The organism is Pseudomonas sp. NFX5, from assembly GCF_049132125.1.
Taxonomy (GTDB): domain Bacteria; phylum Pseudomonadota; class Gammaproteobacteria; order Pseudomonadales; family Pseudomonadaceae; genus Aquipseudomonas; species Aquipseudomonas marginalis.
The window spans coordinates 15,424-39,515 of the sequence record NZ_JAFMZG010000006.1; the positions used below are offsets into that span (position 1 = coordinate 15,424).

Consider the following 24,092-nt stretch of genomic DNA (forward strand, 5'->3'; position numbering starts at 1 on the left):
ACTCAATGGAACAGTTGCGAGTGTTGTTGGCGATCCAGGGAGGATCTACATCGCGCACGGCACTTCCCCCCGCAGCTGTACAGGAGGGTCGCACAGATGAAACATCCCATTCGAGCTCAGATTTTTGTCCAGGTGATTTGCCTGCTATCGGTGGCTCAGCTTTTCTGCTGAGCCATGGTTCACTGCCTTTAAGATCAGCTGCGCGTGTGGCTGGGGCAGGTTTCGCCCTGTATTTGGGCCCATCAACTTAAATGCCATTGCTGCCGCAGTAGCGTTCGCGCGGGTTTCAAGCGCGGACGGCCCGACACTACGCGTCTGGTATTAACGCGAATGTTTCATTTATCCAGATTCACCAGTTCGTGCATCCGCGCCCCTATCATTCCCCGCAACCACTCAGCATGAAACGCCATTTCGTCCAGAGAGATCCCCTCACCCAACCGATATTCGAAAACCTTGTCCTTGGGTCCCTGACCCACGAGGTGGAAATGCCCATGGCGATCAAACCGGGCGAGGACGTAGGGGCAGACGTAAATGATGTTGCTGAATGGCACCCGCACTTCGTAGGGCCCGCGGCCACGACGGATAACCGTGAGGCTGAGCAGTTGCTGGTTTTCATCGAACGTAAAGGCCTCCACATGAGGCGTAGAGGCCATCCAGGCAAACATCGCACCGATGAGCACTGCGGTACCGAGCATGAACAGGATGAGCGCCGACGTCGTAAAACTCGATTCAGCGCTGGCCGGCGTGACCTGCAGCGCTCCGAGCCCGGCCAGGAGCAACATCACCAGCCCGTAGCCCGGCAACAGCATCAGTAGCGCAATGTAGAACCCCAGGATCCCCCGACCACTGCCGCCAACGCTCGGTAGATCCGGGCCGTAATACCAGGTGGGTGGGTGCGCGACAGGGCTTGCAGCGCTTGGCGCTCCGGGAAGCGTGGCGACAAGGTGAGGTAGGTCTTGACGGTTCATCCAACGGGCTCCAGGGGTTGCAGCGTTCAATAATGGGCGAAAAGCCAGGAACCTTCGCGTTCCCCTCAAACCGTTAGTTGGACGCCCGCCTAAGGGCGGCCTTACTTGAGCAGGGCAATCACCGCGCAGACAATCATGATCGCCAGCGCCGGCCACTGCATGGGCATGAAAAAGAAGTGATGGCGCACGCCATCTTCATGCACCTGCCGATTCAGGACAAAGCCCAGCACGGTGTTGATGGCCGAGCCAATCCCCACCCCCATCAACAGTTGCATCAGTGAGGTATTGCCGGGTTTGACGCTGGGGTCGGGCCACACCCCCATCAGCAACAACACCATGGCCACCGGCGTGAACAGTGTCAGCCAGCCTGCGCCGCGATAGATCATCGTTTAATCCTCATGAATGACACGATTGGCTCAAGCCGGCTCGCGTGCTTGCTCTTCAGCCGCAAACACGGCATCGAGTGTGTTGAGGAACAGGTCGTGGCTCAGAATGCCGGTGGCGATGGTCGACAACACGGGTTTGCCGCTCTCGTCCTTGATCACCACCTTTTCGGTCCAGGCGTTAAGGTCGACGGTACGCAGCGACGACATCGGCACCTTGCGCCCCTGGTATTCGAGAAAATCCTGGCTCACCACAATCGGCGTCGTGGTGATTTTGAGGAAGTTGCCGCTGACACGCTTGCCCCAGACCTGCCCGGAGCTGATGCAATTAAACCTGACTGCCCCACCCGACTCCAGCGTCGCCAGCACCCCCGGCAGACGTGCACGTACGTGCAGCTCACGGACCAACTGCTGGAAATCGTGAAAACCCTTGAGGCTCTCGATCACTCGATGAAACGGCTCGGAGGCATTACGACGGTAAGCCACGTTGGTGATCATGCCGGTCAGCACGGTTTGCCCGGAGCCGAACAGATACAGGTCATCAATCTCGGCAAAGGCGGTGTATTCGCGCTGATCGTTGATGATGCGCTCGATGCCATGCTCATACACGTCGTAAAGCGGCGCACGCAGTTTCCTGTGCCAGGCGTAAGCGGCAAATATACCCAGCCCGAGAACCGCCAGCAAAGCGCTGGTGGCGTAAATCAAGGTATGGGGGCTGCTGAAGCTGAAGGCCATGCCACGGGACGTCTGGAGGCTGACCGGCCCTTCATTGCCCGGTGGCAGGATCGTGCCCAGATACAACACAAACCCGGCGAGACCTAACAACACAACGCCAAATATCAAACTGAAAATCAGAAAACCCTTGCCGTGACGGAAACTGGCGATCAGTTCGCCGGTGGCGGAAGGCGCTTGGGAGGGGGATGACTGCATAACGCTTGCGTCCTTGTAATGGGGTTGCGCGCACCGCTGTTTATGCGGGGACGATTGAACCCTGCCGTCATTGGGCGGGCTTGGCACGGCAGGTTGGAACATGGCCCATTAACATCGTTCCCTGCGCATATGGGTTAATGCCAACGGGTTCACAACGTTCGCGACATTGGGGCCGGAAACACGAAAGCCCCGCTAAGGCGGGGCTTTCGATTAAGTCCTGGCGGGAAACCACGCCTGGGACCCTCGTCATCTTTCGGACAATGCAGCGCTTGTTTCACCAGCTGGCAAAAGACGTCCCCGGACGTGGAATCATTATCGGGCTTGGCGAAGCACAAGCTCCGACAGACGGGTCTTAACTCGGAAGCAGAACTCACGAATTTGAAATTGATAAGCCGGCATAACCATGTAGTTTAAATCGGGACCCAATGAGTCTTTAATTTCCATGTATTTGGCAGTCTTGGCAGCAATGGCCTGGTATTGCGCCTCGTATTTATCGTAAGACGCTTTGTTGTAGACCTTTAAAACATCCAGTTCTTTACGGCATTGCTCAGCGCGATTTTGGTTCAAGTTTGTTTCTGTTTCTGACTGAGCAGACTCCAGAGAAGCTGCTTTCGGGGCGTCAGCACTGGCGTTCACAGGTGCAGCCTCGTATCGCACAGTCCACTTTTCTGGGGTCGAAGGTGCGACCTCAGGCGGTGCTTCCTGGACGACGGCAGGAGGTGGAGTCACATCAGGTTTTTCGGGAGTTTTCGTAGCGCATCCAGAGAGGGCAAGCCCTACCACTACAACGATGCCACACATTTTATCCATCGGTTCCACCAAGAGGTAATTACGGATGGCTGAGTCGTTAGGTTCTGGGTAAAAGTAATAACTCATTCAATGATCGAGTGTAATTTTTCTACCAGCCTCAAGGCGCTCAGCCTCTCTTCCTTGAGTGCGCAGATGAACGATAGTAGTAAAAAAATAAAAAGATGACGAGCAAAAGCTGGCTGGAAAAACCACGAATTAAATGAGCCAGTGGAAGTGGCTTCAATTGCTTGATTCAGGTCCCGGGCTGCATCGGCAATCATCAGTATTGGCTGCGCGAGTCTGCTACAGGGCACAGTAAGCAGAAGATCGCCAAACCCCAGAAACACAAAAGCCCCGCTTTCGCGAGGCTTTCGTTTGAATCTTGGCGGGAAACCAGGGATTCGAACCCTGGGAACGCTATTAACGTTCGCCGGTTTTCAAGACCGGTGCATTCAACCACTCTGCCAATTTCCCTTGTGCATCACAGGATTAGGATAGCCCATCCTGTCTCAGCGGGCGCCATAATACCCGAATGAAACACACTGTCAAACTCTCGCCATCGCTTGTTACAGAGCGTCTGTTATGATCTTTGCGACTGAACGTTTCAAAACCGAAGGAGTGTCGCCATGCGCGAACAGAATTACGCAGTGAATGGTAACGCGCAGGCTGAGCAGCTTGAAGTCAGCCGCGTGTTGCGCAACACCTATGGACTGCTCGCCCTTACCCTCGCATTCAGCGGCTTAATGGCGTTCGTGGCCCAGCAGATGCACGTCGGCTACCCGAATATCTTTGTCGTACTGATCGGTTTCTATGGCCTGTTCTTCCTGACCAACAAGCTGCGTGACTCGGCCTGGGGCCTGGTGTCGGCGTTTGCCTTGACCGGTTTCATGGGCTTTATCCTCGGCCCGATCCTCAACCGTTACCTCGGCATGGCCGGTGGTGCGGAAGTGGTCAGCTCGGCGTTTGCCATGACCGCCCTGGTGTTTGGTGGTCTGTCGGCCTACGTGCTGGTCACCCGCAAGGACATGAGCTTCCTGGGTGGTTTCATCACCGCGGGCTTCTTCGTGTTGCTGGCAGCGGTGGTGGCGGGCATGTTCTTCCAGATCAGCGGCCTGCAACTGGCGATCAGCGCGGGTTTTGTGCTGTTCTCCTCCGTGTGCATCCTGTTCCAGACCAGCGCCATCATCCACGGCGGTGAGCGCAACTACATCATGGCGACCGTCAGCCTGTATGTGTCGATCTACAACCTGTTTATCAGCCTGTTGCAGATCTTCGGCATCATGAGCCGCGACGACTGATTTACTTGTTGCATAAAAAATGCCCCGTATCGAAAGATGCGGGGCATTTTTGTTTTCACTGCATTAGTACTGGTTGGGTTCCATTTCCAGCTCGACCTTGAAACGCTGGGCGATGTCGCGCTGGATACGCTGGGCCAGGTTGGCAATATCGTGCCCTGTGGCGCCGCCATAGTTGACCAGCACCAGCGCCTGCAGGACATGCACGCCGGCATCGCCATCACGAAAGCCCTTCCAGCCGGCCTTGTCGATCAGCCAGCCAGCGGCCAGCTTCATCTGCCCATCCGCCTGCGGGTAAGCTACCAGGTCCGGATACTGCGCCTGTAACTCTTCAGCCAGGGCCTTGGACACCAGCGGGTTCTTGAAGAAGCTGCCGGCATTGCCAAGCACTGCCGGGTCGGGCAATTTTTCGCTACGGATACTGCAAATCGCGCGACTGACATCGCTCGGTGTCGCCTCGGTGATCCCCTGCCCTGCCAGGCGCTGCTGCACTGGGCCGTAGTCGAGCTTGAGGCGGCTGGCGCGACTCAGGGCGAAGCGTACCCGCAGGATCAGCCAGCGCCCGGTTTCGTGCTTGAACAGGCTGTCGCGGTAGGCAAAGTTGCATTCTTCCAGGCTGAAGTCACGCAACTCGCCCGTCTGGCGATCGAGGGCGGTCAAGCCGGCAAAGACGTCCTTGATCTCCACGCCGTAGGCACCGATGTTCTGCATGGGGGCAGCACCGACGGTGCCGGGGATCAGGCTGAGGTTTTCCAGGCCGCAGAAGCCCTGCTCCAGGGTCCACAGTACAAACGGGTGCCAGGCTTCGCCGGCTTCGGCTTCGACCACCACCTGCATGCCATCATCCTGAAGCACCCGAATGCCCTGGGTGGCCATACGCAACACCAGGGCAGGAATGTCCTGGGTCAGCAGCAAGTTGCTGCCACCGCCGATCACCAGCAAGGGCAACGCCTGGGTCGACGCATAGGCCAGTGCCTCGCGCACATCGGCGTCACTGCGGGCCTCGGCGAAGAGTTGGGCACGCACATCAATGCCAAAGCTATTGAATGGCTTGAGCGACACCTGCGTCCGCACTTGCAAGGTCATAACCGTCCCTTCAATTCGATCACCAGTAAATCGCACGCCCGCTCGATCAGGTCCAGGACCCGTTCGAAGCCTTGTTCACCTTCGTAGTAGGGATCCGGCACCTCGTCCACTTCAGCCTCATAGCGGCGCAGGAACAGGTCCAGCTCCGCCTTGCCCTGGCCGGGCTGCATGGCCTTGAGGTTGCGCAGGTTGCTGTGGTCCATGGCCAGGATCAGGTCGTAGCGCGCAAAGTCGGCGCGGGAGACCTGCCGGGCCCGCTGGGCCGACAAATCGTAGCCGCGCACCAGCGCCGCACGTTGGCTGCGCGGGTCCGGCGGGTTGCCGACATGCCATTCGCCGGTGCCGGCGGACGCAACATCGACCTGCCCCGCCAGCCCGGCTTCGCGCAATTTATGGCGCAGTACGCCCTCGGCGGTGGGCGAGCGGCAGATATTGCCCAGGCAGACAAACAGAACCTCCATCAGGCCCCCAGCAGGCGACGGACGCGCTCAAGGTCTTCCGGGGTATCGACACCCGCAGGCGGTGCTTCCAAGGCGTCCCCCACGTGGATACGTACGCCGTGCCAGAGGGCTCGGAGCTGCTCCAGGGATTCGGTGTTTTCCAACCAGCACGGCCCCCAGCTGACGAAGTCATGCAGGAAACCGGCACGGTAGGCGTAGATGCCGATATGGCGACGGTACGGCACCCCTTCCGGCAACAGGTCAGGGTTCCTGGCGAAGGCATCACGCGCCCAGGGCAAGGTCGAACGGCTGAAAGTCAGCGCCAGGCCGTTGACATCACTGACCACCTTGACCACGTTCGGGTTGAACAGGGTGTCGATGTCTTCAATCGGCTCGGCCAGGGTCGCCATACGCGCTTCACCATGGGCGGCCAGGTTGGCGGCCACCTGGTCGATCACGCCCGGCGGGATCAACGGCTCGTCACCTTGCACATTGACGACGATGGCGTCGGGCGCCAGGCCCAACTGCGTGGCCACTTCGGCCAGGCGATCGGTGCCGGAGTTGTGATCTTCACGGGTCAGCACCGCTTCGGCGCCGAACCCTTTGCAGGCTTCGATGATGCGCGGGTCATCAGTGGCCACCACGACACGCTCAGCGCTGCTTTTGCAGGCCTGCTCCCACACCAGCTGGATCATCGGCTTGCTGCCGATCAGTTGCAGTGGCTTGCCCGGCAGGCGTGTCGAGGCGTAGCGGGAAGGAATGACAACGGTAAAGGCTGTGGTCATTTATCCAGGCGCTCGTCGGTGGTCAGGGTGCGGGCTTCGCTTTCCAGCATCACCGGGATGCCATCACGGATCGGGTACGCCAGGCCGGCGCCCTTGCTGATCAGCTCGGTTTTATCGGCGCTGAGCTTGAGCGGGCCTTTGCAGATCGGGCAAGCGAGGATGTCGAGCAGTTTGGTGTCCATGAGTGTTTCCTGGATAGCAGCGTTTAAGGCAAAAGACGGGCGGGCAGCAGACGCATCAGCTGCGTGTCGAACCAGGCGACGAACGCCGGCGACGGCACCGCATCCACCGCAAGGTACCACCAGTCGGGCTGGGCAAAGGCGCGGCACTTCACCGCGTCCTTCTCGGTCATGACCAGTGGCAATGACGGGGTAAAACTCAAGACCTCGGCACTGTAGGGCGCATGGTCGGCGAAAGCATGGGGAATCGGCTGCCAGTGTAGCGTTTCGAGGGTGTTGAAGAAACGTTGCGGGTTGCCGATACCGGCAACCGCATGTACCTGCTGCCCCTCAGGAAAGTAAGCCAGCGACTGGCGCTCGCCGCTGTGCAGGTTGACCAGTGCGGTGGGTTGCAGGCGAAACCCAAAGCCATCGTCGCGATCCGAGCCGACACCGTTGTAGAGCAATGCATCCACACTGTGCAAACGCTCAACCGGTTCGCGCAATGGCCCCGCCGGCAGGCAACGGCGATTGCCCAGGCCCCGGGCGGCGTCGATCAGCACCAGTTCCAGGTCACGGGCCAGGCGGTAGTGTTGCAGCCCGTCGTCGGAGAGGATCAGGTCGAGGGTCTCGCTGGCAACCAGGGCCTGCACCGCACGACTGCGATCGGGATCGATCATCAGCGGCACGCCGCAGCGCTGCACGATCAGCAAAGGCTCGTCGCCCGCCACAGTGGCGCTGTGGCTCGCCTCGACGCGCCATGGCAACTGCGGCGGCTTGGCGCCATAGCCGCGACTGACCACACCCACCCGCAGGCCACTGCGCCGACAGTGTTCGATCAACCACAGGATCAACGGCGTCTTGCCGGTGCCGCCCACGGTGATATTACCGACCACCACCACCGGCACCGGCGATTGATAGATCTCGCCCTCTCCCGCCAGGAACCGCGCGCGCTTGCGCTGCACCACCCGGCGATACAAAGACTCCAGTGGCCGCAACAACGCCAGCGCCGGATGGCCCTCGTACCAGGCCTTGAGCAAACGATCGGACATGGCCATCAGGGTTGGCTCGCCGCCTCGACAGTGCTCATGCGCAGATGGCTGAAACCGAGCTTGCCGGCGGCGTCCATCGCCGTGATCACGGCCTGGTGCTGGGTCTTGCCATCGGCACTGATGGACAACGGCATCTTGGTATCGCCGCCGGACTCTTTCTCCAGGGCCGCCATGAGGCTGGCGAGGTCGTTTTTCTCCAGCACCTGGTTATTCACCGAAAACGCCCCGTCGGCGCTGATGGCGATGTCCAGTTGCTTGACTTCCTGGTCTTCGGCCGGCGAACCACTCACGGCTTCCGGCAGGTCGACGCGCAGTTCGGTCTGCCGGGTGAAGGTGGTGGTGACGACAAAAAACAGCAGCAGGATAAACACCACGTCGATCAACGACGCGAGGTTGATGTCGACATTTTCCCGTTGCTTGCGGCGAAATTTCACGCTTTGCCCCCAACCAGGTCCACATCACGGTCGCCCTGCACCACTTCCACCAGCTTGATGGCTTCCTGCTCCATACCGACCACCAGTTCATCGATGCGCCGCTGCAGGAAACGGTGGAAGAACACCGAAGGAATACCGACCATCAGGCCCGCCGCCGTGGTAATCAGGGCCTTGGAGATACCGCCGGCCAGCACGGCCGCGTTGGTGGTCATGCCCGAGCCCATGAACGAGCTGAAAATATCGATCATGCCCAGTACCGTCCCCAGCAAGCCGAGCAACGGCGCCATGGCTGCGATGGTGCCGAGGGCGTTGATATAGCGCTCAAGTTCATGGATGACCCGGGCGGCGGCCTCTTCGATGCACTCCTTCATGATCTCGCGACCATGCTTGGAATTGGCCAGGCCGGCGGCGAGGATCTCACCCAGGGGCGAGTTGGCGCGCAGTTCCTTGAGTTTGTCCTTGTCCAGTTGCTTGTTCTTGATCCAGCTCCAGACCTGCCCCAGCAGATGCTCGGGGGTGACGCGACTGGCGCGCAGGGTCCACAAACGTTCGGCAACGATGCCGAGTGCGGCGATGGAGCTCAGGATGATGGGCAACATCATCCAGCCGCCAGATTTGACCAATTCCCACACAGTGAATGTCCCCTCGAAAAAGTGCGCCACTTTACCATATAGGTTCGGCGGCGGGGTTCGTCGGCCATGGACCCGTCTGTCCCAGGCGCCGGTCTTTGGCATGGCCGGCTCAGGGTAACGTTTCGCGCCAAAAACGGCGTTGACTACGCGCAACAGTCGGTGGCTGGAAAGCCCCTAATTGCACACGCACCGCGCCCTGCTCGGCACTGTCGTATATCTGGCTGCCCAGTCGCTGGTAGCGCTCTACTACCTGCGGGTGAGGATGGCCGAACGCATTGCCACGCCCACGGGAAATCAGCACCGACGTGGGCGCCAGCCGCTGTAGAAAAGGCCACGACGACGAACTGCGGCTGCCATGGTGAGGCGATTGCAGCCAATCGGTGCGCACTGCCAGCGAAGACGCGAGAAATGCTCGCTCGGCAGCCCGATCAATATCCCCCGTGAGCAGCAGCCGCTCACCATTGGCCTGGACCTGCAGAACACAGGACTTGGGATTGCCATCAATCGCATCAGGCCACTGCCACAGCTCGAATGCCACACCGTCCCACTCCCACCGTTCGCCGCTGACACAGGGCTGGGTGGCGAGAAACCCGGGCAACCCCTCGGTTTCACCGCCCACGACACGCCGGATCGGCAACCCTCGGGCCACAGCCGACGCCCCACCGGCATGATCGGCGTCGGCGTGGCTCAGCAGCATCATATCCAGCGTCCCGACGCCGAGTTTTTTCAACGCAGGCACTACCACACGGGCACCAAGGTCAACCGTCCCCGAACGCGGGCCGGCATCGTAGAGCAACGTGTGATGGCGGGTACGCAGGATCAAGGCCTGACCTTGCCCGACATCCAGTTGCACCACCTCCACCCGCCCATGGGGCACGAGCTCGCGGGGTGGAAACACGGCCAACAACAGCAGCGGCAAGCCCAGGGGCCGAAACGGCACGCCGCTGGGCAGCAGTAACAGCACCGCGCCGACCAGGCTGATCAGCCAGTAACCCAGGGGCTCCTCGGCCGGTATCCAGGCAGGCATTAGCCCAGCGAGCCATGCCAAGCTCCGGAACAACCCGTCAAGCGCCCCACCCGCCAGCCACAACAAGCCCTCACCCGCATACGGCAGCGGCAACAATGCGCTCCCCAGCAAGGCCAGGGGCAACACCACCAGGCTGATCCACGGCACGGCAACCAGGTTGGCCAGCGGCGCACTGACGCTGACGGGCAAGCCGAGCACCAGCAACACAGGAAACAGACCAACGGCAATCAAGCACTGGGGGCGTGTCCATGCCTGCCAGACACTCCACGGCCCCAACCGCCCACCAAATCCCAGGACCAGCACCGCGACAGCCATGAAGGACAGCCAGAATCCGGGTTGCAGGCTGGCCAGTGGCTCCAGGATCAGCACGCCATTGAGTGCCAGCAACAACGGCCACCAGAAGCCCAGATGACGAAAGCGCAGGCGCCACAACAACACCAGCCCCACCATGACGCAGGCCCGTTGCACCGGCACGCCAAACCCTGCCAGCAGGCCGTACCCCAGCGCGGCGGCAAACGCCAGGCCGCACGCCCAAGGCAGCCACGGCCAGGTACGGGGCCAGCAGCCGTAGCGTGCAAGTAGCGCGACCAAGCCGTAGATCAACCCCGCCAGCAAGCCAATGTGCTGGCCGGAAATCACCAGCAGGTGCACCGTGCCAGTGTCCTGCAACACCTGCCAGTCTTCGGCCGCCAGCCCGGAGCCATCCCCCAGCACCAAAGCCGCCAGGCCCGCCTCGCGGCCTTGGGCGTCCACCGCCATCAGGCGTTGGCGGACCGTGTCACGCCAGGCATGACGCGCCGGCGCCAGGCGCTCACCATCCTTCACCGAGCCGGTGGCGCCAATGCGCTGGGCCAGCAGCCAGGCCTCCTGATCGAAACCGTGAAAATTGAGCAGCCCGGCAGGCCGTTTCAGCGTCACGGCCAGACGCCAGCGCTCGCCACTGCGTACCGGCGGCCCGCCGTGCCAAAACACCCGGATGCGCTTGGGCAACCGGGCGTTGCGCGCCTGGCTGTCGGCCAGCTCAAAACGCACGCCCGTCCCTGTCTGCTGCGGTAACCCGGTTACACGGCCTTCCAGCCATCGCGTCTGGCCATCCAGCACCGGCCGTAGTCGATCATCCAGCGCCCACTGCGCACTGATGCAGGCCCAGCTCAAGCCCAGCAGGAAAAATGCCAGTGGCGACGTACGAAAGGGCAATAGCATCAATGCCAGCACCAACATGGCTATCAGCCACCCCGTCGACGGCAACGCCGGTAAAAAACGCAAGGCAAGCAACCCCAGCGCGAGCGCGAACATCCCTGTCTTCATGAACCCTCCTTTTCAAGTGATCCACTCAGTCTTAGACGAGGGCCCAGCGTGTCCTATGATGTTTTGTCACAAAGTCTGAATTTTCTGTTTATAGAATGCGGGCATACTTGCCCCTCGAACTGACCTGGACCCCCTATGCCTCGGCGCTTATTCAAACGGTACATGCCCGACCCCACCAGTATCAGGGAACACAAGTCATTACAGTTTCTTGGCACGTTGCTGCACGACCCGAACCTCTGGCACCTGAACCGGCACTCCGTGGCACGCGCCATGGCCGTGGGTTTGTTCGCGGCGTTTATCCCGATCCCGTTGCAGATGCTGCTGGCGGCAGTGCTGGCGATCACCGTGCGCGGCAATATGCCCATCGCCATCAGCCTGGTATGGCTGACCAACCCGATCACCATGCCGGTGGTGTTCATCTGCACCTACATGACCGGCGCCTGGCTGATGAATGTGCCACCGCGCAGCCTGCCCGACGACCTGACCTGGGAATGGATCAGCGGCCAGTTGAGCACGCTGTGGCAGCCCTTCCTGCTGGGTTCGGTGGTGTTGGGGCTGGTGCTGGGCGCACTGGCCTACTGCCTGACCATGGGGTACTGGCGCTGGTGGGTCGCGCACCAATGGAAAAAGCGCAAGCAGCGCCGAGGCTGAGACCTATCGCGCCGGCAACCGCAGGTGCACACGCAGGCCCTGGCCGGTATTTTCCGCCCACAGGCTGCCGTCCTGGCGTTGCACGGCATTGCGCGCGATGCTCAGGCCCAGCCCGAAGCCACCATCGCCGGGCCTCGAACCGTCCAGCCGCGTAAACGGCGCAAAGATTCGCTCCAGATCCTGCTCATCGATTCCCCCGCCCTGGTCTTCCAACCAAAGGTGCCAATACTCCCCCTCGCGGCATCCATCCAGGCACACGATCCCCTGCGCCGGGGAATGGCGTATGGCGTTGCGCAGGATATTCTCCAGGGCCTGGGCCAGGGCATTCAGGTTGCCCCGCACCCAACTGTCGGCGCCCAGAAGGCAGGGCAGCCGCGATGCCGGCCAACCGCTTTCAAAGCACGCGTTCTCGCGCAGCATGTCCCACAGCGCCTGCACCTGAATATCTTCTTTGGGCAGCGGCGCCCGCTCGGTATCCAGCCAGGCCAGTTGCAGGCTGTCTTCCACCAGGCGCTGCATGGCGTCGATCTCCCGCCCCAGCCGCTCACGCAGGCGCGCAAGATCCTGCTCACTGTCACAGGCCACCCGCAAACGGCTCAAGGGCGTGCGCAGTTCATGAGACATGTCCCTTAACAGCTGCTGTTGCAGCATCACCGTACCCTGCAAGCGCTCGGACATATGATCAAACGCGCGCCCCAGCTCGCCCAATTCGTCCTGGCGGCTGGTGGCGTCGTGGGACATCCGCGTATTCAACTGATCGGCACGCCATGCGTTGGCCTGCTCGCGCAGTTGATTGAGGGGCATGATCAGCAACCGATAGAGGCCGATGCACAGCAACAAGGTAAAGAGGCCGGGAATCACGCCGTTGGTCAGCACCCGCCAGAACAGTTGGTAGCGCCCCGGCATAAAGCGCTGCGGCAGTTCAATCACCAGCGAACCGGCGCCCGGATCCACCGCAAACGGGATCTTCAACCACGGCAACCCCTTGACGTGGCGGCTGACCGGCCAGTCCAGGCCCCGCAGGAAGGTCAGGCGCTGGCTTTCCGTATCGGTCAGCGGGTAGCTGCTCAACGACTGCAAGTCATTGCCGATCACCCCGACCCACGTGCTTTCGCGCTTGCCCATTGCCTGCAGCCACGCATCGACGCCGGCATTGCCGCCCTGGTTCCAGGCCTGCTCGGCGCCTGCCGCATAACCACTCAAGGTGCTCCTGGCCTCATCGGACAGGTAGGCGTTCTTTTGCTCCATGTACCGACCCCAGGACCAACTGAGCCAGATCATCAGCAAACAGAAGGCGATCAGCAGGCAGGCGAGCTTCCAGAATAACGAGTGCCTGCCCGGCAGCCGTTTCAGCGATGCCTCAAAGCCCATCGTCGTGACCGCTCAGCACATAGCCCTTGCCCCACACCGTGCGCACCTCACGCTCGGTGTAGCCGATGGCCTTGAGCTTGCGGCGGATCTGGCTGATATGCATGTCGAGGCTGCGATCATGGGGCGCATAACCCCGTTGCAACACGTGCTGGTAGAGGAAGGCTTTGCTGAGGACTTCTTCAGCGTTGCGATGCAGGGTTTCCAGCAGGCGGTATTCGCTACGGGTCAGGCCCGCCCAGCGCTCCTGATGAAAAACATCGCACAGCTCATCATCGAAACGCAGCGTGCGGGTGTCCTCGCGCACGGGCGCAAGCGTCGGCAACGGGCGCCGATCCAGGGCCACCCGCCGCAGGATGGCTTCGATACGCACGCGCAGCTCAACCATGCTGAAGGGCTTGGGCAGGTAATCATCGGCCCCCAGGCGAAAACCGCTGACGCGATCGGTTTCAGCGCCCAGGGCCGACATCAGGATCACCGGAATCGAATGGCTCCGGCGCAAATGGGTGAGGATCGACAAGCCATCCAGGCCCGGCAGCAGAATATCCATCAACACCACGTCGAATGCCTGGTCGCGCGCCATCTCCAGGCCCTGCTGACCGTTCTGGCACCAGGTGACCTGGAAGCCACAGCGCCCCAAATGCTCGTGCACATAGGCACCCAGCACGGGGTCATCTTCAATTGTGAGGATACGGGGTAGGCCAACTGCCGCGGGATTCATTAGCGTCTGCAAGTCATTCTCAATCACTGATTATTCAAGATAACCCCGCCGCAGGCAATCGCCACACGGCGTCCAACGGCCCGAAGATTGCCCTCTGTCATTAATTTGCAAGATTCCAGGCCGCGCAAATGGCTACACTGCGCAGGTGGCGCGGGCCGGATGCCGGCGCGGAAGATTGATATCAGTGTGGTAGCAGGAGAGTGGCGTGCTTAAACGAATGGGGATAAAAGGCCGCGTACTGTTGCTGACCTTATTACCGACCAGCCTGATGGCCCTGTTGTTGGGAGGGTACTTCACCTGGATGCAGCTCTCGGAGTTGCAGGCCCAACTGCTGCAACGCGGCGAAATGATCGCCGAGCAGCTGGCGCCCCTGGTGGCCCCCGCCATGGGCAGCAGGAATACCGACCTGCTGGAGCGTATCGCCACCCAATCCCTGGAACAGACGGACGTGCACACCGTGGCATTCCTGGCGCCGGACCGCACGCCCCTGGCCCACGCCGGCCCGACCATGCTCAACCAGCCGCCGGTCGGCAACAGCTCCCACCTGCTGCAACGCACCGGCAACGACGCCACGCGCTACCTGCTGCCGGTGTTTGGTCGCCATCGCAACCTGGCGGGCGATTTGATCCCCGATGAAGCCGATCGCCTGCTCGGCTGGGTCGAGGTGGAGTTGTCCCACAACGGCATGTTGCTGCGCGGCTATCGCAGCCTGTTCGCCAGCCTGCTGCTGATTGCCATCGGCCTGATCTGCACTGCGGCCCTGGCCTTGCGCATCAGCCGTACGATCAACGCGCCGATTGGCCTGATCAAGCAAGCGGTGGCCCAACTCAAGGACGGCAACCTGGAAACCCGCCTGCCACCCTTGGGCAGCCAGGAGCTGGATCAACTCGCATCGGGCATCAACCGCATGGCCGAAACCCTGCAAAATGCCCGGGAAGAATTGCAGCACAGCATCGACCAGGCCACCGAAGACGTGCGCCAGAACCTGGAAACCATCGAGATCCAGAACATCGAGCTGGACCTGGCGCGCAAGGAGGCCCTGGAGGCCAGCCGCATCAAGTCCGAGTTCCTGGCGAACATGAGCCATGAAATCCGCACGCCGCTCAACGGCATACTCGGCTTTACCCACCTGCTGCAAAAAAGCGAGCTGACCCCGCGCCAGTTGGACTACCTGGGCACCATCGAAAAATCCGCCGACAACCTGCTGGGCATCATCAACGAAATCCTCGATTTCTCGAAGATCGAGGCCGGCAAGCTGGTGCTCGACAGTATCCCGTTCAACCTGCGGGATCTGCTGCAAGACACCCTCACCATCCTCGCTCCCGCCGCCCATGCCAAGCAACTGGAACTGGTCAGCCTGGTGTACCGCGACACGCCGCTGGCGCTGGTGGGCGACCCGCTGCGGCTCAAGCAGATCCTCACCAACCTGATCAGCAATGCGATCAAGTTCACCCGCGAAGGCACCATCGTGGCCCGGGCGATGATCGAGGACGAGCAGGAAGACAGCGTGCAACTGCGTATCAGCGTGCAGGACACCGGCATCGGCCTGTCCAGCCAGGACGTGCGGGCGTTGTTCCAGGCGTTCAGCCAGGCCGACAATTCACTGTCGCGCCAGCCCGGCGGCACGGGGCTGGGCCTGGTGATTTCCAAGCGCCTGATCGAACAAATGGGCGGTGAAATCGGCGTCGACAGCACGCCGGGCGAAGGTTCTGAATTCTGGATCAGCCTGAACCTGCCCAAGACCCGCGACGACGTCGAAGACCTGCCCTGCGCGCCGTTGCTGGGCCATCGCGTGGCGGTACTGGAAAACCACGACCTGGCGCGCCAGGCCCTGCAGCACCAATTGGAAGACTGCGGCCTGGAAGTAACGCCGTTCAATACCCTGGAAAGCCTGACCAACGGCATCACCAGCGCTCACCAGACCGAGCAGGCTATCGACCTCGCGGTACTCGGCGTGACCGCCAACGATATTCCGCCCGAGCGCCTCAACCAGCACCTGTGGGACCTCGAACACCTGGGTTGCAAGGTGCTGGTGCTGTGCCCCACCACCGAACAGATGCTGTTCAACGAGTCGGTACCCAACCCCAACAGCCAGTTGCAGGCCAAGCCGGCGTGTACCCGCAAGCTGCGCCGTGCGCTGTCCGACCTGATCAGCCCGCGGCCGTCCCGCAGTGAACCGGGCGAGCCGTTGTCCAGCCGTGCGCCGCGTGTGCTGTGTGTCGACGACAACCCGGCAAACCTGCTGTTGGTGCAGACCCTGCTGGAAGACATGGGCGCGCAGGTCCGTGCAGTGGAAAGCGGCTACGCGGCGGTCGACGCGGTGAAACAGGACACCTTCGACCTGGTGCTGATGGACGTGCAGATGCCGGGCATGGACGGACGTCAGAGCACCGAGGCGATCCGCCAGTGGGAAAGCGAGCGCCATGGCACGCCCTTGCCGGTGGTCGCCCTCACCGCCCATGCCATGGCCAACGAGAAGCGCGCCTTGCTGCAAAGCGGTATGGACGATTACCTGACCAAACCCATCAGCGAACGGCAACTGGCCCAGGTAGTGCTGAAATGGACCGGCCTGGCCCTGCGCAACCAGGTGCCGGAGCGCGCCGTCGAAGGCCTGGGCCCCGGGGTGCAATTGCCGGTGCTGGACCACGAGGAAGGCCTGCGCCTGGCCGCCGGCAAGATGGACCTGGCGGCCGACATGCTGGCCATGCTGCTGGCCTCCCTGGAAGCCGACCGCCAGGCCATTCACGTCGCCCGTGAGGCCAAGGACAACCTGGCCCTGATCGAACGCGTCCACCGTCTGCACGGCGCCACCCGCTACTGTGGCGTGCCGCAACTGCGCGCCGCCTGCCAGCGCGCCGAAACCCTGCTCAAGCAGGACGACGCCAAGGCCGTGACCGCGCTGGACGAGCTGGACATGGCCATTGCACGGCTGGCCAGTGAAGCGCGGGTCAGCGCCTGAATTCATCAAAAAGGAAGCCTTTGATGCGCGTGATTCTTTTCAGCAGCCAGACCTACGACCGCGACAGTTTCCTCGGCGAGCCCTTGCCGCACGGCCTGGAACTGCAATTCCAACCCGCCCGGCTCAACCTCGACACCGTCGCCCTGGCCGAACACCACGAGGTGGTCTGCGCCTTTATCAACGACGACCTCAGTGCCCCGGTGCTGGAACAGCTGGCCAAGGGCGGCACGCGGTTGATCGCGTTGCGTTCGGCCGGCTACAACCATGTGGACCTGCCTGCCGCCAAACGCCTGGGCCTGACCATCGTGCGCGTCCCGGCCTATTCGCCCCATGCGATCGCCGAACACGCGGTGGCCCTGATCCTCGCCCTCAACCGCCGCCTGCATCGCGCCTACAACCGCACCCGCGACGGCGATTTCAGCCTGCATGGCCTCACCGGCTTCGACCTGGTGGGCAAGACCGTCGGCGTGGTCGGCACCGGCCAGATCGGCGCCACGTTCGCCAGGATCATGGCGGGCTTCGGTTGCCGGCTGCTCGCCTACGACCCGTTCCCCAACCCCCAGGTCCAGGCCCTCGGCGCTGACTATGTGAGCCTGCCGGAGCTCTTGGCCCAGGCCCAGATCATCAGCCTGCACTGCCCGCTGACCGCCGACAGCAAGCACCTGATCAATGCGCACTCCCTGGCGCGGATGCAACCCGGCGCCATGCTGATCAACACCGGTCGCGGTGGCCTGGTCGACACGCCGGCGCTGATCGAAGCACTCAAGGACGGCCAGCTCGGCTACCTGGGGCTGGATGTGTACGAGGAGGAAGCCCAGCTGTTTTTCGAGGACCGCTCCGACCTGCCCTTGCAGGACGACGTGCTCGCGCGCCTGCTGACCTTCCCCAACGTGATCGTCACCGCACACCAGGCGTTCCTCACCCGCGAAGCCCTGGCGGCGATTGCCGGCACCACATTGGCCAATATTGCGGCATGGGCCGATGGCCGGGCGCAGAACCTCGTCGAAGGATGATCAGCGGTCACATACCAGGCTCATGATCAGCAGGCACCCGTGATAGGATGCCGCGCCTATTTGGAGGATCCATGGCCGAACACGATTTCCGCTTCAGCTTGCTGAGCCCGCAACACACCCTGATCGAATGCCGCGCCCTGGTGCCGGGCCGTTACCAGGTCACCGGCAACGGTGGCTCGATCAAGCATGATGACGTGCTGATCGTCACCCTGCGCGGCAGTAAAACCTTGTCCATGCGCCTTACCGTCGAAGGTGACGCGCGCTACTCCATCCGCCCTGCCGGCCAGTGGGTCGCCATGGCCCGCGGGCCGAAGTTCGGCGAGCTGGAGATTCACACCTGGAAGGTCAACTGCGACAGCTGCGACACCGTGCTGGAGTTTGAATTCGCGGTGGAAACCAAGCTGACCAAGGAGCCGCTGCAACCGGCCGCCAACGCGCGCATTGCCGAGTTGGGCTGGACCAGCGAAGGCGACAAGCACCGTTGCCCGACATGCCAGAAGGCCGGGCAATGAAAGGCCTGCTTCTGCTCGCCGCCGTCGGTGCGGCCCTGAGTGGCTGCGCCGGTGACGCGGCCAAGCTCAAGCAGGATCACAGCTACGTGGTGGAGTGGATTGGTGAGCGGCCGTTGATGGATTACGCACACCTGACCGTCACCCTCGGCGCCGATGGGCGTGCCTACGGCAACGGCGGTTGCAACCACTGGTTCGCGCCGTACACCCTTGAGGGCGACAAACTCAGCTTCGGCAAGCTCGGCAGCACCCGCAAGCTCTGCGCCGAGGCCCTGATGGAACAGGAACAGCGCTTCTTCCAGGCCCTGCAAGGCGTACAGCGCTGGGACATCTCGCCGATCGAGCAGACCCGCTTCTGGCCGGCCGAAGGCAAGCCGATTCGCCTGTGGCTCGAAGAGGGCTGACTCCACCGATCTACAGGTTGGTGAGATTTAAATGTGGGAGGGGGCTTGCCCCCGATGACGGTGTAACAGTCACTGATGTATTGACTGACACACTGCTATCGGGGGCAAGCCCCCTCCCACATTTGATCGAGGACAATACTCTAGCCGCGCAAAGCCTTGAGCTTGGCCAACACCCCTTCCGCCGTCTGCTCACCCATCAACTGCTCGCGCACCTTGCCCTTGTCATCGATGATATAGGTCACCGGCAACGCTTCGCTGCGCGGAATCTCGAAGATCCCATCCGGGTTCTGCGCCAGCACGGTGAACTTGATCCCCAGTTTGTCGCTGGCTTCCTTCAGCTCTGCACCCTGCACATTGTCGAAGTTGACCCCGAACACCCCCACGCCCTGCCCCTTCAACTGTTCCGCCAGGGCGTTGAGTTCGGGGATTTCCGTACGGCATGGGCCACACCATTCCGCCCAGTAGTTGACCACCAGCCACTGTTTGTCCAGGCGCTCGGCCGCGACCTTCTGGCCGTACTGGTCAACGCCGTAGTCATTGCCGCAGCCGCTGAGCAGCAGGGTTGTGATGATCGCCAATGCACCGATCAGTCGCCTTGTCATGGGGTATTCCTTCGCAAAAATGAACGTTGGCTGCGACCTATCGCCTCTTACGGTTTAAGGACAGGACGCCGCGCAGGTAGAATACCCGCCACCTTACGCAAGATGCGACCCGCACATGACCGATCTGACGCTTTATCACAACCCGCGCTGCTCGAAATCCCGCGGTGCGCTCGAACTGCTGGAAGCCCGAGGCCTCGCCCCCACCGTGGTGCGTTACCTGGAAACCCCGCTGAATAGCGCACAATTGAAGACACTGCTGGCCAAGCTGGGCATCAGCGCCCGCCAACTGCTGCGCACCGGCGAAGACGAATACAAGGCCCTCAACCTGGCCGACGCCAGCCTCAGCGAAGCGCAGTTGATCGCCGCGATCGCCGAACATCCCAAGCTGATGGAACGCCCGATCCTGGAAACCGCCGATAAAGCCATCATTGGCCGTCCGCCAGAGAACGTGCTGGAGATCCTGCCGTGACGTCGCCGTATGTGCTGGTGTTGTATTACAGCCGCAATGGCTCGGTGAGCGAAATGGCTCGGCAGATTGCCCGGGGCATCGAGCAAGGCGGCATGGAAGCGCGACTGCGCACCGTACCGGCGATCTCCACCGAATGCGAAGCCGTGGCGCCGAGCATCCCGGACGAAGGCGCGCTGTACGCCAGCCTCGATGACTTGAAAAACTGCTCGGGCCTGGCCCTGGGCAGCCCGACGCGCTTCGGCAACATGGCCGCGCCGCTCAAGTACTTCCTCGATGGCACCAGCAACCTGTGGCTCACCGGTGCGCTGGTCGGCAAGCCGGCCGGGGTGTTCACCTCCACCGCCAGCCTGCATGGCGGCCAGGAAACCACGCTGATGTCGATGCTGTTGCCGCTGCTGCACCACGGCATGCTGATCACTGGCCTGCCCTACAGCGAACAGGCGCTGCTCGACACCCAGGGCGGCGGCACGCCGTATGGCGCCAGCCACCATGCCGGGCCGGATGGCAAGCGCCTGCTCGACCCGCATGAAATCACCCTGTGCCGGGCCCTGGGCCTGCGCCTGGCCAAGACCGCCACGTTGCTGGAGAACGGCCGTGGCCAGGAAGCCTAAGGTTCTGCCGCCGCAGGCGTGGCTGGAGCCACGGGTCAAGGCGGTACGCGCGTTAAGCCTGCTGGCGTTTTTCGCCCTGGTGGGTTTGTTGTGCGGGTACTACCTGTTCGTCGCCGACCTGCACGGCGCACGCCCGTGGGTGATCCTGCTGATCGAACTGGTGCCGCTGCTGGTGCTGGCGCCGGGGATGATCATCGGCAGCGCGCGCGGGCATTCGTGGATGTGCTTTGCGGTGAACCTGTATTTCATCAAGGGCGCGCTGGCGGCGTATGACCCGAACCGGCAGTGGTTCGGGGTGCTGGAGATGCTGGCCAGCCTGGCGGTGTTTTGCACGGCGCTGCTGTATGTGCGCTGGCGGCACCAGTTGAACCGCCGGTTGGCCACACCCTAGAAGCCGGTCAGTGATTCACCGTATAGGCCAGCATCATCGACAGCTGGCACATCGGCCGCCCGCTCTCGGCATGCCACTGGTTGAACGCAGCCTGCACCGTGGCCAGGTCGCGCAGGCTGGTGGGTGCCTTGTCGACAATCTTCTGCGCATTCAATGCCGCGACCACGTCATAGCTCGGCACAAAGGTATCCTTGCCCACCATCCGCAAAAAGCGCGGGGCCGACAGCCCGCCCAGCTGATGACCGTGCTTGCTCAGGTATTTCCATAACCCGACGATATCGGTCACCGGCCAGTCGGCGATAAATGCGCCGAAGCTGCCTTTTTCCTGCTCGATGTCCAGGATCATCTGCGCATTGCGCGGCACGCTCTTGAGCTTGCCCAGGTGACGGATGATGCGCGTGTCCTGCATCAGCCGCTCCAGGTGCTCGGCCCCCATCAGCACGACTTTTTCCGGGTCGAAGCCGAAGAACACCTGCTCGAACGCCGGCCACTTGGCATCCACCACGCTGTGCTTCAAGCCGGCGCGAAACACGCGCAGCGCCAAGGTCGACAGGTAGCGATCATCACTGATCTTGCGCAATTGCGCCGGGGTCTTGGGCACCGGCAGGTGGGCGTCCAGCTCGGCCGCTGAACCGAAGCGGTTCAGACAATATTCGTGCAGCCACTTGTAATCGCGCATGCCCTCTCCTGCTGTTGAATGCTGGCAATGGAATTGAAAACGGCGCCCGCGAGCGCCGTGTGTCAGAGCGTTGAATGAGCTCAGAGGTTCACCACATTGACGAAACGCGGCGCGGCGCTCTCATCGATTTTCAGACTGGTGAAGTCGAACAGGTTGCGGTCGGCCAATTGCGAAGGCTGCACGTTCTGCAGGCTGCGGAAGATACTTTCGGTACGCCCGGGGGTCTTGCGCTCCCAATCCACCAGCATGTCCTTGACCACCTGGCGCTGCAGGTTTTCCTGGGAGCCGCACAGGTTGCACGGGATGATCGGGAATTGCTTGAAGTCGGAGTAGGCCTGGATGTCCTTCTCGTTGCAATACGCCAGCGGGCGGATCACCACGTTGCGCCCATCATCGGCACGCAGCTTGGGCGGCATGGCCTTGAGCGAACCGTTGAAGAACATATTGAGGAAGAAGGTCTCGACAATATCGTCGCGGTGGTGACCCAGGGCCATCTTGGTCGCACCGATCTCATCGGCAAAGGTGTAGAGCGTGCCACGGCGCAGGCGCGAGCACAGCGAGCAGGTGGTCTTGCCTTCAGGGATCAGTTCCTTGACCACCGAATAGGTGTCTTTTTCGACGATGTGGTACTCGACGCCCAGCGCCTTGAGGTAGGCCGGCAGCACGTGCTCGGGGAAGCCCGGTTGTTTCTGGTCCATATTGACCGCAACGATGTCGAACTTGATCGGTGCGACCTTTTGCAGGTGCAGCAGCACGTCGAGCATGGTGTAGCTGTCTTTGCCGCCGGAGAGGCAGACCATGACCTTGTCGCCGTCCTCGATCATGTTGAAATCGGCGACTGCCTCACCGGCCAGGCGGCGCAGGCGTTTTTGCAGTTTGTTCTGGTTGACCGTAAGAGTGCCCATGGCGCTTGGATCCGCTGGAGGTGTGTGACGAAAAGCCGGGTATTTTACGCAAAAAAAACAGCTAAAGGGCTAACAGTAAAAGACCCCGCCGCGATTAGGCCCCCTGTTTACAGCGCAATTTGCTCTAAAGGCCCTACGGTTATTCCGGTCATCCCTTCCTATACTGCGACTTGAGGTCGCACACATATATCCAGACCTTTGTGGCCATCTGGCCCGTGGGCGCTCCGATGGGGGGCGATGGTAATAACGACAGGAGTGACTGGCATGATCCATCACGTCGTGGGGCTGTTTACCCATCCCGACCAGGAATGGCGGGAAATTCGTGGCGATAAAGAAGAAAGCATCGGCCACATGTACCTCACTCACACCCTGATTCTCGCGGCGATCCCCGCCGTATCGGCTTTTATCGGCACCACCCAGGTCGGCTGGGTCATCGGCAACCGCTCCCCGGTCATGTTGACCCAGGAAAGTGCGCTGTGGATGACCCTCATGTCCTACGCGGCCATGCTCGGCGGCGTGGCAGTGATGGGCGCGTTCATTCACTGGATGGCCCGCACCTACGACGCCAACCCCAGCATGGCGCGGTGCGTGGCGTTTGCCACCTATACCGCGACACCTCTGTTCATCGGCGGGCTGGCGGCGCTCTACCCGCATATGTGGCTGGGCATGGTGGTGGGCACTGCGGCGATCTGCTACACGGTGTACCTGCTGTATGTCGGCGTACCGACCTTCATGAGCATCGACCCGGATGAAGGCTTCCTGTTTTCCAGTTCGATACTGGCCGTAGGGCTGGTGGTGCTGGTGGCGATCATGGCGTTTACCGTGATCGTCTGGGGCCTGGGCGTGGGGCCGATCTACACGAACTGACCCGTTCAATGGCAAAGGCAAGGCCACCGCAAGGTGGCTTTGTGCGTGATGGATGACCATTCGGCGCCTGACAGATTCGGAAACACTCGGTTTTGCGGCATACTGGACGTCTCTGGAGATATGTACAGCATGCCCGAGCAACTCAATACCCGCGTCGAAGATTGTTTCCTGCAAGCCGAATCCTTTTTCAAACGAAGCTTCAAACGCCCCCAGGTCAGCCTCAAGCTGCGGGGTCAGAAGGCCGGTGTCGCGCATTTGCACGAGAACCTGCTGCGCTTCAACCCACAGTTGTACCGAGAAAACAGCCAACACTTCCTGAAACAGACCGTGGCCCATGAGGTGGCGCACCTGATTGCCCACCAATTGTTTGGCGAGCGCATCCAGCCCCATGGTGAGGAATGGCAACTGATCATGCGTGGGGTCTACGAACTGCCGCCGGACCGCTGCCACACCTATGCCGTGAAGCGTCGCCAGGTGACCCGTTATATCTACCGGTGCCCGTGTGCCGACAGCGACTTCCCGTTTTCATCGCAACGCCATGGCATGGTGGCTCAGGGGCGGCGGTATCTGTGCCGGCGGTGTCGGCAGACCTTGGTGTTTACCGGCGAAACCAGGGTGGAATAAAGGCCTCATCGAGAGCAAGCCTCCACCCAGCC

General features: G+C 61.7%; 28 protein-coding genes and 1 tRNA gene. 11 read left to right on the forward strand and 18 right to left on the reverse strand.

Translation table 11 applies throughout. The features are described 5' to 3' along the window. Window positions 1–335 precede the first annotated feature (335 nt). From J1N02_RS01480 to J1N02_RS01500, 5 genes are all read right to left on the reverse strand, one after another. The gene (locus tag J1N02_RS01480) at window positions 336–968 is read right to left on the reverse strand and encodes a hypothetical protein (protein ID WP_421147088.1); all 633 of its coding nucleotides are present in this window, start codon (window positions 966–968) and stop codon (window positions 336–338) included. Window positions 969–1,069: 101 nt separating this feature from the next. Continuing rightward, window positions 1,070–1,354, reverse strand: coding sequence for a hypothetical protein (locus J1N02_RS01485; protein WP_027607310.1), 285 nt, complete (start codon window positions 1,352–1,354; stop codon window positions 1,070–1,072). A 30-nt stretch (window positions 1,355–1,384) separates the two neighbouring features. Then, window positions 1,385–2,281 carry a hypothetical protein gene (locus tag J1N02_RS01490; protein ID WP_421147089.1) on the reverse strand — a complete coding sequence of 299 codons (897 nt, stop codon included), beginning with the start codon at window positions 2,279–2,281 and terminating at the stop codon, window positions 1,385–1,387. A gap of 312 nt (window positions 2,282–2,593) precedes the next feature. Continuing rightward, window positions 2,594–3,157 carry a hypothetical protein gene (locus tag J1N02_RS01495; protein ID WP_223841603.1) on the reverse strand — a complete coding sequence of 188 codons (564 nt, stop codon included), beginning with the start codon at window positions 3,155–3,157 and terminating at the stop codon, window positions 2,594–2,596. A gap of 296 nt (window positions 3,158–3,453) precedes the next feature. Beyond that, window positions 3,454–3,544 (reverse strand) — tRNA-Ser (locus J1N02_RS01500). A 152-nt stretch (window positions 3,545–3,696) separates the two neighbouring features. Between J1N02_RS01500 and J1N02_RS01505 the strand changes: the two genes are divergently transcribed. Continuing rightward, window positions 3,697–4,368 carry a Bax inhibitor-1/YccA family protein gene (locus J1N02_RS01505; protein WP_027607314.1) on the forward strand — a complete coding sequence of 224 codons (672 nt, stop codon included), beginning with the start codon at window positions 3,697–3,699 and terminating at the stop codon, window positions 4,366–4,368. A 63-nt stretch (window positions 4,369–4,431) separates the two neighbouring features. Here J1N02_RS01505 and murB read toward each other — a convergent pair whose 3' ends face one another. From murB to J1N02_RS01545, 8 genes are all read right to left on the reverse strand, one after another. After that, window positions 4,432–5,451 carry a UDP-N-acetylmuramate dehydrogenase gene (gene murB, locus J1N02_RS01510; RefSeq protein WP_027607315.1) on the reverse strand — a complete coding sequence of 340 codons (1,020 nt, stop codon included), beginning with the start codon at window positions 5,449–5,451 and terminating at the stop codon, window positions 4,432–4,434. Further along, window positions 5,448–5,912, reverse strand: coding sequence for a low molecular weight protein-tyrosine-phosphatase (locus tag J1N02_RS01515; protein ID WP_027607316.1), 465 nt, complete (start codon window positions 5,910–5,912; stop codon window positions 5,448–5,450). Before J1N02_RS01515 ends, murB begins: the two co-directional genes overlap by 4 nt. Beyond that, window positions 5,912–6,676 (reverse strand): 3-deoxy-manno-octulosonate cytidylyltransferase, encoded by a 765-nt coding sequence (kdsB, locus tag J1N02_RS01520; RefSeq protein WP_065927093.1) that lies wholly within the window; start codon window positions 6,674–6,676, stop codon window positions 5,912–5,914. Before kdsB ends, J1N02_RS01515 begins: the two co-directional genes overlap by 1 nt. After that, window positions 6,673–6,858 (reverse strand): Trm112 family protein, encoded by a 186-nt coding sequence (locus J1N02_RS01525; RefSeq protein WP_003174668.1) that lies wholly within the window; start codon window positions 6,856–6,858, stop codon window positions 6,673–6,675. Before J1N02_RS01525 ends, kdsB begins: the two co-directional genes overlap by 4 nt. Before the next feature lie 23 nt (window positions 6,859–6,881). Beyond that, window positions 6,882–7,892: a tetraacyldisaccharide 4'-kinase gene (lpxK, locus tag J1N02_RS01530; RefSeq protein WP_421147090.1), complete on the reverse strand. Its 1,011-nt coding sequence runs from the start codon at window positions 7,890–7,892 to the stop codon at window positions 6,882–6,884. After that, window positions 7,892–8,320 carry an ExbD/TolR family protein gene (locus tag J1N02_RS01535; RefSeq protein WP_027607319.1) on the reverse strand — a complete coding sequence of 143 codons (429 nt, stop codon included), beginning with the start codon at window positions 8,318–8,320 and terminating at the stop codon, window positions 7,892–7,894. The genes lpxK and J1N02_RS01535 overlap by 1 nt, the downstream gene beginning before the upstream one ends. After that, window positions 8,317–8,952 (reverse strand): MotA/TolQ/ExbB proton channel family protein, encoded by a 636-nt coding sequence (locus J1N02_RS01540; protein WP_027607320.1) that lies wholly within the window; start codon window positions 8,950–8,952, stop codon window positions 8,317–8,319. The genes J1N02_RS01535 and J1N02_RS01540 overlap by 4 nt, the downstream gene beginning before the upstream one ends. 109 nt (window positions 8,953–9,061) lie before the next feature. Beyond that, on the reverse strand, window positions 9,062–11,287 hold the full coding sequence (locus J1N02_RS01545; RefSeq protein WP_421147091.1) for a DNA internalization-related competence protein ComEC/Rec2: 2,226 nt from the start codon (window positions 11,285–11,287) through the stop codon (window positions 9,062–9,064). Window positions 11,288–11,422: 135 nt separating this feature from the next. Here J1N02_RS01545 and J1N02_RS01550 point away from each other — a divergent pair, with 135 nt between their 5' ends. After that, complete coding sequence (locus J1N02_RS01550; protein ID WP_027607322.1) at window positions 11,423–11,938, forward strand: DUF2062 domain-containing protein; 516 nt, start codon at window positions 11,423–11,425, stop codon at window positions 11,936–11,938. 3 nt (window positions 11,939–11,941) lie between these two features. Here the strand turns inward: J1N02_RS01550 and J1N02_RS01555 are convergent, their stop codons facing one another. Both J1N02_RS01555 and J1N02_RS01560 read right to left on the reverse strand, forming a co-directional pair. After that, window positions 11,942–13,309, reverse strand: a complete 1,368-nt coding sequence (locus J1N02_RS01555) for a sensor histidine kinase (protein ID WP_043293730.1) — start codon at window positions 13,307–13,309, stop codon at window positions 11,942–11,944. Continuing rightward, entirely contained in the window at window positions 13,299–14,027 is a 729-nt protein-coding gene (locus J1N02_RS01560) for a response regulator transcription factor (RefSeq protein ID WP_027607324.1), read from the reverse strand. The genes J1N02_RS01555 and J1N02_RS01560 overlap by 11 nt, the downstream gene beginning before the upstream one ends. 205 nt (window positions 14,028–14,232) lie before the next feature. On the opposite strand from J1N02_RS01560, the gene J1N02_RS01565 reads away from it, so the two are divergent. The 4 genes from J1N02_RS01565 to J1N02_RS01580 all read left to right on the forward strand — a co-directional run bounded on the left by J1N02_RS01565 (window position 14,233) and on the right by J1N02_RS01580 (window position 18,912). Further along, on the forward strand, window positions 14,233–16,986 hold the full coding sequence (locus J1N02_RS01565) for a response regulator (RefSeq protein WP_421147092.1): 2,754 nt from the start codon (window positions 14,233–14,235) through the stop codon (window positions 16,984–16,986). A gap of 23 nt (window positions 16,987–17,009) precedes the next feature. Further along, window positions 17,010–17,999, forward strand: a complete 990-nt coding sequence (locus J1N02_RS01570) for a 2-hydroxyacid dehydrogenase (protein ID WP_092357596.1) — start codon at window positions 17,010–17,012, stop codon at window positions 17,997–17,999. 71 nt (window positions 18,000–18,070) lie between these two features. Beyond that, window positions 18,071–18,511: a hypothetical protein gene (locus J1N02_RS01575; protein ID WP_098479180.1), complete on the forward strand. Its 441-nt coding sequence runs from the start codon at window positions 18,071–18,073 to the stop codon at window positions 18,509–18,511. Then, entirely contained in the window at window positions 18,508–18,912 is a 405-nt protein-coding gene (locus tag J1N02_RS01580; RefSeq protein ID WP_027607328.1) for an META domain-containing protein, read from the forward strand. The genes J1N02_RS01575 and J1N02_RS01580 overlap by 4 nt, the downstream gene beginning before the upstream one ends. A 140-nt stretch (window positions 18,913–19,052) precedes the next feature. Here the strand turns inward: J1N02_RS01580 and J1N02_RS01585 are convergent, their stop codons facing one another. Continuing rightward, window positions 19,053–19,514, reverse strand: a complete 462-nt coding sequence (locus J1N02_RS01585; RefSeq protein WP_032889653.1) for a TlpA disulfide reductase family protein — start codon at window positions 19,512–19,514, stop codon at window positions 19,053–19,055. A gap of 115 nt (window positions 19,515–19,629) precedes the next feature. On the opposite strand from J1N02_RS01585, the gene arsC reads away from it, so the two are divergent. From arsC to J1N02_RS01600, 3 genes are read left to right on the forward strand one after another with little or no spacing between them, the layout of a single operon-like run. Continuing rightward, window positions 19,630–19,983 carry an arsenate reductase (glutaredoxin) gene (arsC, locus tag J1N02_RS01590; RefSeq protein WP_092357602.1) on the forward strand — a complete coding sequence of 118 codons (354 nt, stop codon included), beginning with the start codon at window positions 19,630–19,632 and terminating at the stop codon, window positions 19,981–19,983. Then, entirely contained in the window at window positions 19,980–20,594 is a 615-nt protein-coding gene (wrbA, locus tag J1N02_RS01595; RefSeq protein WP_092357604.1) for an NAD(P)H:quinone oxidoreductase, read from the forward strand. Before arsC ends, wrbA begins: the two co-directional genes overlap by 4 nt. Then, the gene (locus tag J1N02_RS01600; protein WP_092357606.1) at window positions 20,578–20,985 is read left to right on the forward strand and encodes a DUF2069 domain-containing protein; all 408 of its coding nucleotides are present in this window, start codon (window positions 20,578–20,580) and stop codon (window positions 20,983–20,985) included. Before wrbA ends, J1N02_RS01600 begins: the two co-directional genes overlap by 17 nt. A 7-nt stretch (window positions 20,986–20,992) precedes the next feature. Here the strand turns inward: J1N02_RS01600 and J1N02_RS01605 are convergent, their stop codons facing one another. Next, window positions 20,993–21,664 (reverse strand): DNA-3-methyladenine glycosylase I, encoded by a 672-nt coding sequence (locus tag J1N02_RS01605; protein ID WP_053128532.1) that lies wholly within the window; start codon window positions 21,662–21,664, stop codon window positions 20,993–20,995. A gap of 80 nt (window positions 21,665–21,744) precedes the next feature. Further along, a complete protein-coding gene (gene ttcA, locus J1N02_RS01610; protein WP_065948342.1) occupies window positions 21,745–22,569 on the reverse strand; it encodes a tRNA 2-thiocytidine(32) synthetase TtcA in 825 nt (274 codons plus the stop codon). A gap of 264 nt (window positions 22,570–22,833) precedes the next feature. Between ttcA and J1N02_RS01615 the strand changes: the two genes are divergently transcribed. Then, window positions 22,834–23,436 carry a Yip1 family protein gene (locus tag J1N02_RS01615; protein ID WP_027606356.1) on the forward strand — a complete coding sequence of 201 codons (603 nt, stop codon included), beginning with the start codon at window positions 22,834–22,836 and terminating at the stop codon, window positions 23,434–23,436. Window positions 23,437–23,565: 129 nt separating this feature from the next. Beyond that, window positions 23,566–24,060 (forward strand): SprT family zinc-dependent metalloprotease, encoded by a 495-nt coding sequence (locus tag J1N02_RS01620; RefSeq protein ID WP_027606355.1) that lies wholly within the window; start codon window positions 23,566–23,568, stop codon window positions 24,058–24,060. The last annotated feature ends 32 nt before the right edge of the window (window positions 24,061–24,092 follow it).